This window comes from Tabrizicola sp. BL-A-41-H6, assembly GCF_050632395.1.
Lineage (GTDB): Bacteria > Pseudomonadota > Alphaproteobacteria > Rhodobacterales > Rhodobacteraceae > JAUYQR01.
Map to the genome: position 1 here is coordinate 2,124,145 of NZ_CP192600.1, position 12,351 is coordinate 2,136,495.

General features: G+C 63.4%; 11 protein-coding genes. 7 read left to right on the forward strand and 4 right to left on the reverse strand.

Going from position 1 to position 12,351, the window contains the following annotated elements:
* Positions 1-96 precede the first annotated feature (96 nt).
* The gene (gene pdxH, locus ACROUL_RS10410; RefSeq protein WP_431299423.1) at positions 97-714 is read right to left on the reverse strand and encodes a pyridoxamine 5'-phosphate oxidase; all 618 of its coding nucleotides are present in this window, start codon (positions 712-714) and stop codon (positions 97-99) included.
* Positions 715-816: 102 nt separating this feature from the next.
* Here pdxH and fabI point away from each other — a divergent pair, with 102 nt between their 5' ends.
* The 7 genes from fabI (at position 817) to trpE (ending at position 8,076) form a co-directional block, all read left to right on the forward strand.
* Entirely contained in the window at positions 817-1,647 is an 831-nt protein-coding gene (gene fabI, locus ACROUL_RS10415) for an enoyl-ACP reductase FabI (protein WP_431299424.1), read from the forward strand.
* On the forward strand, positions 1,644-2,258 hold the full coding sequence (locus ACROUL_RS10420) for a LysE family translocator (protein WP_431299425.1): 615 nt from the start codon (positions 1,644-1,646) through the stop codon (positions 2,256-2,258). Before fabI ends, ACROUL_RS10420 begins: the two co-directional genes overlap by 4 nt.
* Before the next feature lie 12 nt (positions 2,259-2,270).
* Positions 2,271-2,795, forward strand: a complete 525-nt coding sequence (gene gpt, locus ACROUL_RS10425; protein ID WP_431299426.1) for a xanthine phosphoribosyltransferase — start codon at positions 2,271-2,273, stop codon at positions 2,793-2,795.
* An 11-nt stretch (positions 2,796-2,806) separates the two neighbouring features.
* Positions 2,807-3,304: a DUF2127 domain-containing protein gene (locus tag ACROUL_RS10430; protein WP_431299427.1), complete on the forward strand. Its 498-nt coding sequence runs from the start codon at positions 2,807-2,809 to the stop codon at positions 3,302-3,304.
* Positions 3,305-3,334: 30 nt separating this feature from the next.
* Positions 3,335-4,513 (forward strand): aminotransferase, encoded by a 1,179-nt coding sequence (locus ACROUL_RS10435; RefSeq protein WP_431299428.1) that lies wholly within the window; start codon positions 3,335-3,337, stop codon positions 4,511-4,513.
* Positions 4,514-4,698: 185 nt separating this feature from the next.
* Positions 4,699-6,570: a SurA N-terminal domain-containing protein gene (locus tag ACROUL_RS10440; RefSeq protein ID WP_431299429.1), complete on the forward strand. Its 1,872-nt coding sequence runs from the start codon at positions 4,699-4,701 to the stop codon at positions 6,568-6,570.
* A complete protein-coding gene (gene trpE, locus ACROUL_RS10445) occupies positions 6,571-8,076 on the forward strand; it encodes an anthranilate synthase component I (protein ID WP_431299430.1) in 1,506 nt (501 codons plus the stop codon).
* A 5-nt stretch (positions 8,077-8,081) separates the two neighbouring features.
* Here trpE and ACROUL_RS10450 read toward each other — a convergent pair whose 3' ends face one another.
* The 3 genes from ACROUL_RS10450 to ACROUL_RS10460 form a co-directional block, all read right to left on the reverse strand.
* Entirely contained in the window at positions 8,082-9,680 is a 1,599-nt protein-coding gene (locus ACROUL_RS10450) for a divergent polysaccharide deacetylase family protein (protein WP_431299431.1), read from the reverse strand.
* Positions 9,681-10,051: 371 nt separating this feature from the next.
* Positions 10,052-11,080: a DUF1254 domain-containing protein gene (locus ACROUL_RS10455; RefSeq protein ID WP_431299432.1), complete on the reverse strand. Its 1,029-nt coding sequence runs from the start codon at positions 11,078-11,080 to the stop codon at positions 10,052-10,054.
* A 65-nt stretch (positions 11,081-11,145) separates the two neighbouring features.
* Positions 11,146-12,132, reverse strand: a complete 987-nt coding sequence (locus tag ACROUL_RS10460) for a transporter (protein WP_431299433.1) — start codon at positions 12,130-12,132, stop codon at positions 11,146-11,148.
* Positions 12,133-12,351: the final 219 nt, after the last annotated feature.

Consider the following 12,351-nt stretch of genomic DNA (forward strand, 5'->3'; position numbering starts at 1 on the left):
TAGTCTTACAATTGCGGCCAATCGCTTGCCGGGTTCAAGTGGAAAACGGCACGCCCTGTTAATAACTTTCGAGCGGGAGAATGGTTCGGCAATGGTTCAAGGGTTCAGGCGGTCAACTGCCCAGTTTGCGTCGATGTTTTCGCGCGTCCAACGAAAACGATCATGCAGCCGGAAGGTTCCATCGGCCCAGAATTCGATCTCGAGCGGGCGGATTCGGATACCGCCCCAGAATGGCGGGCGCTTGGGCATCGGGCCTTGCGCCAAAGTCACCTTTGCCACCTCGGCCATCAGCGCCTCGCGCGATGAAAGCGGCTCCGATTGCTTGGAGGCCCAGGCACCCAGCCGGGACTTCAGGCTGCGGCTGTTATAATAGGCGTCGGCTTGCGGGCCTTCCTCGCGCTCGGTGATCCCGCGAACCCGGATCTGCCGACGCAGCGATTTCCAGTGCAGCACGAAGGCCGCCTTGCCCGAGGCTTCGATCTCGCGCCCCTTCTTCGATCCGTAGTTGGTATAGAACACAAATCCGCCGCCGCCGGTGCCCGCCGTCTCGATCTCTTTCAGCAGCACCATCCGTGCGTTGGGCAGCCCGCCCGCGTCCACCGTGGCCAGCGCTATCGCGTTCGGATCGTTCGGTTCCAACGGCTCCGCCTCGGTCATCCAGGCTTGTGCGATGGCGAAAGGGTTGTCTCCGGCGAATATCCCGCTGCGGTCCAAGTCAGATACTCCCTTGTCGGCGACCCGAGCCGCCCTTGATGCAACCGTACTCTTGGCCTACACGTCGAAGCCAACGCAGAACAGGTGGGCAAGGGGCAAGTAATGTCAACCGGACTGATGCAAGGCAAACGCGGGCTGATCATGGGCCTTGCGAACGACAAGTCCATCGCATGGGGCATCGCCCAGGCCGTGGCCGGGCAGGGGGCCGAGATCGCCTTTTCCTATCAGGGCGAAGCCTTGAAGAAACGGGTCGAACCCCTCGCCGCCTCGATCGGGATGACCGAGATGGTGGAATGCGATGTCGCCGACGAAGCCAGCCTCGACGCGCTTTTCGCCCACCTGAAAGCCATCTGGGGTCACCTCGATTTCGTCGTCCACGCCATCGGCTTTTCCGACAAAAACGAACTGCGTGGCCGCTACGTCGATACCAGCCGCCAGAATTTCCTGCTGTCGATGGACATCTCGGTCTATTCCTTCACCGCCGTCTGCCAGCGCGCCGCCGCGATGATGGGGCCGGGCGGATCGCTTCTGACGCTCACCTACTACGGCGCCGAAAAGGTCATGCCGCACTACAACGTCATGGGCTTGTGCAAGGCGGCCCTCGAGGCCTCGGTCAAATACATCGCCGAAGACCTTGGCAAGGACGGCATCCGCTGCAACGCCATCTCGGCCGGCCCGATCAAGACCCTCGCGGCCTCCGGCATCGGTGACTTCCGCTACATCATGAAGTGGAACGAGCTGAACTCGCCCCTGCGCCGCAACGTCACGCAGGAGGAGGTCGGCAAGGCCGCCCTTTACCTTCTGTCCGACCTCGGCTCGGGCACCACGGGCGAAAACCTGCACGTCGATGCTGGCTACCACGTCGTCGGCATGAAGGCGATCGAGGCGCCAGACATCGACCTTCTGGCCGCCAAGAAGGAAGGCGGGCAGTGACCCTGGCGGCCTTCCTTGCCTTCGCGGGCCTCGTGATCTTTGCCGCCGTGTCGCCCGGCCCCGCCGTGTTGATGAGCGCGCGCACCGGCCTGACCGAAGGCTTTCGCACCGGCGCGATGCTGGCGGCAGGGATCGGCACCGGCGCGGTGATCTGGGCCTTGATGGCGATGTTCGGCCTGCATCTGGTGTTCGACGCCGCCCCCTCGCTTTTGTGGGCGCTGAAGATCGGCGGCGCGGCCTACCTTCTTTGGATGGCCTGGCATCTCTGGCGTGACGCAAAGACACCGTTCGTGGCCGAGGATGCGCGCCCGGTGCCTCTTTCGCCCTTCGCCGCCTATCGCCTTGGCCTCTGGACCAACCTTGCCAACCCCAAGGCGGCGGTGATGTTTTCGTCGATCTTCCTTGGCACGCTTGGCCCGAACACGCCCATCTGGGTGCTGGCGGCGCTTCTTGCGATCATCTTCACGGCCGAAACGACCTGGAACAGCCTTGTCGCCCGCATTTTTTCGCTCGACCGCACGCGGGCGCGGTATATCAGCCTGAAAACCGTCATTGACCGCAGCTTTGGCGGTTTGCTCGCCCTTGTGGGCGTCAAGATCGTCGCCACCTGAGGGGAGAACACCATGTCCGCCGAACGCCTGCCGCATGAAAAGGGCTTTCACGTCAGTTGGGACCAGATCCACCGCGACGCCCGCGCGCTGGCCTGGCGGCTGGATGGCAAGGGGCCGGGCGAGGGCGGAACGTGGAAAGCCGTGGTTGGTATCACCCGCGGGGGCCTCGTTCCCGCGATGATCGTCAGCCGTGAACTGGACATCCGGGTCGTGGATTCCATTTCCGTCAAATCCTACCATTCCGGCGGCGGCAAGCAGGACCAGCGGCGCAATGCGCAGGTCATCAAGGCCCCGCAAGCCGAAATCATGGGCGACGGGACCGGCGTTCTGATCGTCGATGACCTTGTCGACAGCGGCAAGACGCTTGAACTGATCCGGGGCCTTTACCCAAAGGCGCATTTCGCCTGCGTCTACGCCAAGCCCGAGGGCGAAAAGCAGGCCGACACCTATATCACCAGCGTCAGCCAGGACACATGGATCTTCTTTCCGTGGGACATGGCGCTGCAATACGTGCAGCCGATGCGCGGAATGGACTGAGGTTTCCAGGAATGCTCCGCCAAGGCCGGGACAGGCTGCTGCACTGGCTGTTCGAGGCCGGTCTGGCCATCAAGGGCGTGCTTACCTCGGCCGAGGCATTGGCGGGGTTGGGGCTTTTGCTTGCGCCCAATCCGCTCATTGCGCGCTTTGTGTTCTGGGTAACGCATTTCGAAATTGCCGAAGACCCGAACGATACGCTTGCCACCTGGACATTGCGCGCGGTGGCGCAGTTCCCGATCGACACGCAGCATTTCTACGCGCTGTACCTGCTGGCGCATGGCGGTCTGAAACTGACGATGGTGCTGCTTCTTTGGCGCAAGGTGGTATGGGCCTACCCGGCCTCGATGGTCGTGCTGGCAGGCTTCGTGTTTTATCAGACCTTCGAATTCTTTCACGCCGGGTCTCCGTTCCTGCTCGTGCTGGCGCTGTTTGATCTGGTGATGATCGGGCTTGTCTGGCAGGAATGGCGGGCGTTGCGAGGCAAGGCTCCGACACTGTCGCCCGCCTGACGTCTTGCGCCCGCCGAAAGGAATGCTGCCATGACCCACCCTCTCAACCCCGCCTTCGCCCTGACCGATCCGCCCCCGGTGATGGAGGCGCGGCGCTGGCTGACTGGGGTGACGCACCCGGCAAACCGCCCGCTGATCAACGTCAGTCAGGCGGCCCCGGTGGAAAGCCCGCCCCTTGGCCTGCGTCAGGCACTGGCGGATGCCGCCCTGAACAACCCGGACGCCCATCTTTACGGCCCCGTCCTTGGCCTGCCGGCGCTGCGCGAGGAAATCGCCACCCAGTGGTCCGCCGCCTATCACGGCACGATCAAGCCCACGCAGGTCGCCATTACCCAAGGCTGCAATCAGGCGTTTACCGCCATCATGGCCACCCTCGCCGGGCCGGGGGACGAGGTGATCCTGCCGACGCCGTGGTACTTCAATCACAAGATGTGGCTGGATATGGCGTCGGTGAAGACCGTGCCGCTGGATACCGGACCAACCCTGATCCCTTCGGTCGATGCGGCGGCGGCGCTGATCACCGACCGCAGCCGCGCCATCGTGCTGGTCAGCCCGAACAACCCCGGCGGAGTCGAATACCCCGCGGAAACCCTGACCGCGTTCCGCGATCTTGCCCGCGCGCGCGGTCTCGCCCTCATCGTCGATGAAACCTACCGCGATTTCGACAGCCGCACCGGCGCGCCACATGACCTCTTCACCGATCCCGATTGGGCGGACACCTTCATCCACCTCTACAGCTTTTCCAAGGCTTACCGGCTGACCGGCCACCGTGTCGGCGCGGTCGTCGCCTCAGAAGGCCGTCTGGCCGAGGTGGAGAAATTCCTCGATACCGTGGCGATCTGCCCCAGCCAGCTTGGCCAGATCGGCGCGCTTTGGGGGATGCGCAACCTGTCGCAATGGGTCGCGGGCGAACGCGACGAAATCCTCGCCCGCCGAAAGGCGATGGTGGGCGGCTTTGCCGCGCTGCCGGGGTGGAAACTCCTCGGATGTGGCGCCTATTTCGCCTACGTCGAACACCCGTTCGACATGGCGTCGGACGCCCTGTGCAAGCAATTGGTGACCGACGCCTCGATCCTGATGCTGCCCGGAACCATGTTCCAGCCGCCCGGGTCCGAGGCCGGAAAGCGCCAGATCCGCATCGCTTTTGCCAACGTCGACGCGGCAGGAATAGCCGAGATGTTTCGCAGGCTGGCGGCGTTTCGGCCCTGAAACCCTTGCCGAAAGCTTAATGGCGCTGGGTGGCCTTTCAATATCAACGGGTTAGCTGGCTGTCCCACCGTGGGACAGCCTCGCGCCCCACGCCAGCGCCCACACCAGCGGTAGCCTCACCCGCATCTTGCCCAGACACGGCCTTCCCTCTATTCACTCACCAGACCCAACGATCAGGCAGACCCATGAGCAAGACCTCGGACGATGAGACCCGGAAACCGAAAAGCAAGGCCAAGGACGCCGCGCTCTGGGTTCTGATGGGCATGCTGATCCTCGGCCTCGGCGGGTTTGGCGTGACCAATTTCGGCGGCGGCATCACCTCGATCGGCAAGGTCGGCGACACCGAGATTTCGACCAACGACTACGCCGCCGCCTTCCGCCAACAACTGACCAGCTTCTCCCAGCGGATCGGTCAGCAGATCTCGGCGCAGGAAGGCATCGCCTTCGGGCTCGACCGGCAGGTGCTGCAAGGCCTCGTCACCCGCACCGCGCTGGACAACGAGGCGCACCGCCTTGGGCTCTCGGTCGGCGATGCCGTGGTCGCTGCACAACTGACCAGCATGGACCAGTTCAAGGGCGCTTCGGGAAGCTTTGACCGCGAGGCGTACCGCTTTACCCTTGACCGCAACAACCTGACCGAAGCCGAGTTCGAATCCAACATCCGCAGCGACATTTCTCGCTCGCTTTTGCAAGGCGCGGTCGGAGGTGGCTTTGCGGCCCCCGCCGCAGTGACCGACACGCTTTACAAATGGGTCGCAGAGCGGCGCGGATTGTCGATCCTGCGGCTGGGCGAGGCGGACCTGACCGCGCCGGTACCTGAACCAACCGAGGACGAGTTGAAGGCGTTCCACGAGGCCAACATCGCGACCTTCACCAAGCCGGAGGCAAAGCGCATCACCTACGCCGCCTTGCTGCCGGAAACCATCGCCAAGGATCAGCCGGTCGACGAGACGGTGCTGAAGAAGCTTTACGAAGACCGGATCGACGAGTTCGTCGTTCCGGAACGGCGGCTGGTGGAGCGGCTGGTCTATCCCGATCAGGCCGCCGCTGACGCAGCCAAGGCGAAACTGGACGCTGGCGCGACCTTCGAGGCGCTGGTTGCCGAGCGTGGCCTGACGCTGGACGCCATCGACCTTGGCGACGTATCGAAGGAAGATCTTGGGGCCGCTGGCGAGGCCGTCTTTGCGACGAGCGAACTCGGGGTCGTCGGACCGGTTGCATCGGACCTAGGACCTGCGTTCTTTCGGGTAAATGCCATCCTCGCCGCCGAGGAAACCACATTCGAGGAGGCCCGTGACGCGCTTGCGATCGAACTGCAGACCGACGCAGCCCGGCGAGCAATCTCGGATCAGGTGGAAACGGTGGACGATCTTCTGGCCGGGGGTGCCACACTGGAAGACCTTGCCAAGGAAACCGGCATGACACTTGCGACCGTGGATTACGTGCCCGGTGCCCCCGGAGACAGCACGATCGAGGGGTATCCCGCGTTCCGGACTGCCGCAGAGGCGGTCAAGGCCGACGATTTCCCGCAAGGCATCGTGCTGGAAGATGGGGGGCTGGTGACGTTGCGGCTGGACGAATTGGTGCCGGCAGCGCCGATCCCCTTTGACGAGGCCCGCGATGCGGTGGCAGCGGCTTGGCGGGCAGACGCAGTCACCAAGGCCCTGGCAACGCGCGCGGTCGAGATCAAGGCCGCGATCGAGGCGGGTGCCGCGATTGGCAGCTTTGGCATCGTCGATGTTACGCCCGAAATCGCGCGCGACGGCTTTATCGAGGGCGTGCCGGAAACGCTGGTGCCCGACGTGTTCAAGATGAACGAAGGCGATGTGAAGGTCGTCGAAGGGCCGGCTTTCGTGGCTGTTGTCCGGCTTGACCGGATCATGCCTGCCGCTACCGAAGGCGACGACGCGGCTGCGCTGAAAGGCGCGCTTTCGACGCAGCTGGAGCAGGCCATCGCGACGGACGCTTTCAACGCCTTTACCAACGCGCTGACCGATGAAGCGGGGATTGTGCTTGACCAGGCTGCGATCAATGCGGTCCACACGAGCCTGCAATAAATGCTGTCGCCGTCGTTCGAAGCGTTCGAAGCAGGCTGGAAGGAAGGCCGCAATCAGATAGTCTGGGCGCGGCTGGCGGCCGATCTGGACACGCCCGTCAGCTTGATGCTGAAACTGGGTGAAGCGCGCGCTGACACGTTCATGCTGGAGTCTGTCACCGGCGGCGAGGTGCGGGGGCGGTATTCCATCGTCGGAATGAAGCCGGACCTGATCTGGCAATGCCGGGGCGCTGCCAGCCGGATCAACCGACAGGCGCGGTTCGACCCCTTGGCTTTCGCTGACCTGCCGGGCCATCCGCTGGATACGCTGCGTGCCCTGTTGGCGGAATGCCGGATCGAAATGCCTGACGGTTTGCCGGCAGTGGCGGCAGGGCTGTTTGGCTACCTTGGCTACGACATGATCCGGCTGGTCGAAGAGCTGCCCGATGTGAACCCCGATCCGCTTGGCCTTCCGGATGCGGTGCTGATGCGACCTTCGGTCGTGGCGGTGCTGGATGGGGTCAAGGGTGACGTCACCGTGGTGGCGCCGGCCTGGGTCGGATCTGGCCTGTCGGCGCGGGCGGCCTATGCGCAGGCGGCGGAGCGGGTGATGGACAGCCTGCGCGACCTTGACCGCTCGCCCGCCGTGCCGCGCGATCTGGGCGAGGCGGCGGCGGTCGGCTTGCCGCAATCGAACTTTACCCACGAAGGGTATCTGGCCGCTGTCGAGAAAGCCAAGGCGTACATCCGTGCGGGGGATATCTTTCAGGTCGTGCCAAGCCAGCGATGGGCGATGGATTTTGCGCTGCCGCCCTTTGCGCTGTATCGCAGCCTGCGTCGCACCAACCCGTCGCCGTTCATGTTCTTCTTTAACTTCGGCGGGTTTCAAGTGGTGGGGGCCAGCCCGGAAATCCTGGTCCGGTTGCGCGACGGCGAAGTGACGGTGCGCCCGATTGCCGGCACCCGCAAGCGTGGCGCGTCACCAGAAGAGGACCGCGCCCTTGAGGCCGATCTTCTGGCCGATCCCAAGGAAAGGGCCGAGCATCTGATGCTTCTGGACCTTGGTCGCAACGACGTGGGCCGTGTGGCCAAGGTTGGCACCGTGCATCCGACCGAGACGTTCATCATCGAACGCTACAGCCATGTGATGCACATCGTGTCGAACGTTGTCGGAGAGATTGCTGAAGGCGAAGACTCGCTGTCGGCGCTGCTGGCGGGCCTGCCGGCGGGCACCGTGTCCGGTGCGCCGAAGGTGCGTGCGATGGAAATCATCGACGAGTTGGAGCCGGAAAAGCGTGGCGTCTATGGCGGGGGCGTGGGGTATTTCGCGGCCAACGGCGAAATGGACTTCTGCATCGCGCTGCGCACGGCGGTTCTGAAAGACGAGACGCTGTACATCCAGGCGGGCGGCGGTGTCGTCTATGACAGCGATCCCGAGGCCGAATATCAGGAAACCGTTAACAAATCCAACGCGCTAAGGCGCGCGGCCGAGGATGCGGGGCTGTTCGCCCGGCGCGGCAACGGCTGAGCGGGTCACTCCACCGTCAGGGTGGCTGATACGGGGGCGAGCGCCAGATTAGCTGCCCGGCCCTCGACTGTCCATTCCAGAAGCGCCGCGACGGTTTCGGGCCGGGTATGCCCGACCACGGTGACGCGCCCGTTCTGGCCGGCCTTGAACGCCGCCCGATCCAGCAGGCGGCGGATCGCGGCACGATCTTCGCCGGCGCTGTCAAGATCGCGGAACACGACTGTCGCGGGCAGATCGACGCGGCGGGCCACCTGATCGGCCGCGTTCAGCCCATGATCCCAGGTCAGAAGCCCGCGCCCTTGCGATGCGATCACCGGAACGACCAGACTGGCAAGCGGGCGGTTGCCCTGAAACTGCTGGTTGGCTTCGTCCATCACCGCAACGGCTTCGGGCAGGCCCTGCGCCATGCTCTGGAACGCCACTTCGATATCTGATGCATTCGAGCCTTCGGCAATGCCGGTGGCAAGCATCACCACTTCCTGCCCGGCTGCGCGGTAGATCGCGGCGCGTTCGGCGGCGTTCTGGGCAAGCGGGTCGATGGCGAAGCTGACGGCGAAGGGCAGGTCGGCAAGGGTGGCGCGATCAAGGTTGGCCTCGCCGGTGTCGATCAGGACGATGGCAAAAAGCGGCTTGGCGTCGGGGTTCTCGAAAGCGCGGGCATAGCGTTTCAGCGGCGGCAGATCTTCGGTCGGCGCTTCGGGTGCGGCGGCCGCTTCCTCGGCCGGCTGGTCGCCGATCCGGGGCAGGCGGTTGATGATGACGCCTTCGGTCTTGTTGCCGAAACCGGGCGTCGGCTTGAGGGTTTCGGATGCGTCCGGAGCGTTGATCACAGGCGCGGCCTTGGGTGGGGTCAAGGCGCGGGGCAGGCCTTCGGGCTTGTCGCCGGGCATCTGCGATGCTTCGGTGCCGGGCAGTGCGGGCTCGGCCTGAGGCATTGGCACCTGTTCTGGCTCGGCAATCGGTTGCAAGGGGTCTGGCGTCACCGGCGCAGGGTCGGAGACTTCGGGCACGGCCGGTTCGGCACTGTCGCCTGTATCCGCAAGCAACGCTTCTTCTGCGGGGACTTGCGGCGGCACCGATGCCTCGACCTTGACGAGGGTGCTGTCAGCCGCCGGCTGCGGCGGTTGGGCCGGGTCATCGGGCAACTGCGGGGCAGGGACCACGCTTACCGCAGGCGCAGCAGCGTCGGGCGCAGGCGGGGCGGCCGGTGTGGCAGGGGCGACGCTGGTGGCCGCGGGCAGAGGATCGACCGGCTTCGGTGCCGGGTCGGTCGGCGGGACGGGGGCGTCGGCGGGTTCCAGGGCGGCCAGCACTTCGTTGGTAAGCTGGGCAACCTCGTCGGTGCCTGCGGCGGGTGGATCGGCGCTGACCGCAGGCTCGTTTGGCGGGGCGGGCAGGGAGGGTTCCTCGGCAACTGTAACGGTTGGTGCATTTGCCACAGGATCTGGCGTTTCGCCGACCGCCGCCTCGACCGGCGCCGGATCGGCTGTGGGCGCATCGGCGACGCGGGGGCGATCTGGCGCCACCAGTGAGGCGATCGAAAGCCCTGCGGCGGCCATGACGCCACCCACGAATGCACCGTAAACAAACTTGCCCAACGCCACTGCCGCCTCCGTCTCTGCGTCTTGGGGCGCGGGATGCGGTCACCATGCCTGATGCGAACGCGCCGACTGCCTGCCCGTAACGCTTATTACTGACTAGTTCATTATAGCGCGGGGTGGCCCACACATCATCATTTTTCCGCGCGCTGGCAGCAAGTTGCCGCCACGACCTGCATTCCTGCATCAGAGGCGGAAAGCAAAGCCAGTTCCGACCGTCCTGCGGATCTGTTTCAGGACAATGCCCATTTTTCGCTCAAGGGATTAGTACCCTGCTGAGCAACGGTAATCATACGCCAGCATTGTTGTGTTGGTGCGAGTATTGGATTGGCTGCTTAGAACGCATTGGCAAAGCAGGCGGCCGACCCATCACCGGGTTACTGGATGGGTTCGGCGTCCGGCAACTTCCAGGTCTGGTTCACAACCTCGGCCCGCGGACGGTAGAGGCGCACGGCGTAGTTCCAGCCTTCGGTGATCGGGATGCAGTTGTCCGGACCCTTTGCAGAACAGCCACCGAATTGGACAGTGATCGACCCGTCGTCGGCCTTCTTGCCAGTGAGGTTGTTGACGGCATTCACGTTCAGGTCGTTCGGTTCGAAAAAGCCATCCTTGTTGTAGACGCTGATCGACCAGAACCCGTCCACCGGGATGTCCTTCATCGTCAACTTGTGCACGATCTTGCCGTCGTTCGTGGTGAGTGACGGGAAAAGATAGACCGCCTCGTTTGGCGGGTTCAGCCCCCAGCCGACAGCGGTGGCGATCAAATGTGCGACGGGGTCGACCTCACCCTTCTTGCCCATCTGCACGCCAAGCCCCACTGTGCCGAGTGCGCCGAGATCAAGGAGCGCCTTGCGTGCGGCACTCAGCGTCGTCTTGTCCCAGTCAGGCAATTCCAGCGTGCCGGTGCCCGCCTGCGTCGCTGAAAGTGCGTCTTGCACAGCGTTGGCGCGCGGCAGATCTTCGGTGTCGGCGGCGTTGACGAAGACCCGTGCGAGAAGCACAACGTAGCGGGTTCCGACGATGTCCTCCGTCAGGGTTTGCGTGCCTTCGTGCAGGACCATCGGCGTCAGGTGGTCCTGGTTGATGACCTGCACCGCGACATAGCGGCCGTCCGCCACCTTGGGCATTGTCACTGTCACCGGCCCTGCTGCCAGATCGAACACTGCTGACGAATAAAGCGTGTCAAGATTCATGCGAATGACGGTTTGCTGGTCCAGTGGCGTTGGCGTCCGGTAATGGAGGAACTTGCCAAGACCCCCAGCCTGCGCCGCCAGATTGCGCATGTAGGTGTCGCTTTCCGCGCGAATGAACGTGGCCGCGTTGACCCTTTGGGTTTCTGCTGCTGCGGAGCCGGCCACCAGCACGGCAATCAGCGAGGCTATTATGCCGACTTTACGGATCAACATCGGAAATTCCCTACACTTACTGTGCTGCTGGAGGAGGCTTGCTGAGACGTCAGTCTGTCCGGACTTCAGAAAATCTGGGTGAACACGACCCGCAGCGCCGTGCCATCCATTCCGGCCTCGTTGCGGTCCACGACTTCGCCATAGGTTGCCTTGATCGAAGACGCCTTGCTGAGGGCAACACTTACTGTGGCGCCGAGGCCAAGCGAATACTTCGAGTTGCCGTTGGCCACACCGTCGGTTTCGGTTTCGCCACCGTTGATTGCGTACATGTCGGCTGACAGCCAGACTGCGCGACTGACGTTGTGCGTCAAATGCGCCTCGAGGGAAAAGAGCGGCTTCTGGCTAAGGTTGTCATTCCGGAAGGGGTCGGAGTTGTCGCCGTAGAAGGTGACGGCAGGAATCACTTCGATCGTGGTCAGACGAGGATCCAGAAAGGACGTTCCAAAGCTTTGCGAAAAGAGCCCGGCGACTTGCAGTGAGGCCCGGTTTGTCCCCAGATTGAACAGCTTTTCGCTGTCGTATTCTCCGGTCGGCAGGGTCAGTTTGACCAAGATACCAGAAGCGAACTCTGGTTTGAACTGCACATAGTCTTGCAACGAAAGATTAGGCGCACCGACTAACCCGAACGTCGCCCCAAGAATGATATCGCCAACCCCGGTACTGCTTCCGGTGATCGCGTCAGGAAATATCGGCGAAGCGCCAAGTCGAAGGGATCCGTTGACATCGCCGTAAGGCACGAAGACAAAGGCCGCAGCCTGCTGGCCCGCAAGTTCAAAGGTCCTCACATACTGCAGGTAAGCGACATCAACTGTGCCCGAGGTGCCGCGGATGGTGGCGCTGGGGTCGATCGTAGAGCTGCCCTCCTGACCAATGTACCCAAAGCTAAGAATCTGCGAGCCGGCCGGAACAAGCTGATAGGCGCGGGGCCCATCGCCGAGGGCATGTGCCTGTGTGCCAACTATAGCCGAGGCCGCCATAAACCCTGCCGCAAGCGCACTATTGCGGATATTCTTGGCTTTGTTTTTCTGGGAGGAGGAAAAGCTGATCTTCAAGCGAGGGCCCCTTTAAACTGTTGGCCGGATACTGGCACTGTTGCGACACGCAAGAAGGTAGCCGGCGGGCCGGTTCCGCGCAAGAAAGTGCAAAACCGTCTCTGCAAATAAGCGCACACTGTGACGTTTTCGCTCGGCATCACGGCAACTGGCACATCGAAGCTGGAGGAATGTCGGCAAACCCTTGGTCTGCCCCGATCGAGTGGTCTGGTTTCAGTC

Coding starts and splice junctions, on each gene's coding strand:
- ACROUL_RS10440 (WP_431299429.1), top strand. CDS start 4,699: ATGAGCAAGACCTCGGACGATGAGACCCGGAAACCGAAAAGCAAGGCC.
- ACROUL_RS10430 (WP_431299427.1), top strand. CDS start 2,807: ATGCTCCGCCAAGGCCGGGACAGGCTGCTGCACTGGCTGTTCGAGGCC.
- ACROUL_RS10435 (WP_431299428.1), top strand. CDS start 3,335: ATGACCCACCCTCTCAACCCCGCCTTCGCCCTGACCGATCCGCCCCCG.
- fabI (WP_431299424.1), top strand. CDS start 817: ATGTCAACCGGACTGATGCAAGGCAAACGCGGGCTGATCATGGGCCTT.
- trpE (WP_431299430.1), top strand. CDS start 6,571: ATGCTGTCGCCGTCGTTCGAAGCGTTCGAAGCAGGCTGGAAGGAAGGC.
- gpt (WP_431299426.1), top strand. CDS start 2,271: ATGTCCGCCGAACGCCTGCCGCATGAAAAGGGCTTTCACGTCAGTTGG.
- ACROUL_RS10455 (WP_431299432.1), bottom strand. CDS start 11,080: ATGTTGATCCGTAAAGTCGGCATAATAGCCTCGCTGATTGCCGTGCTG.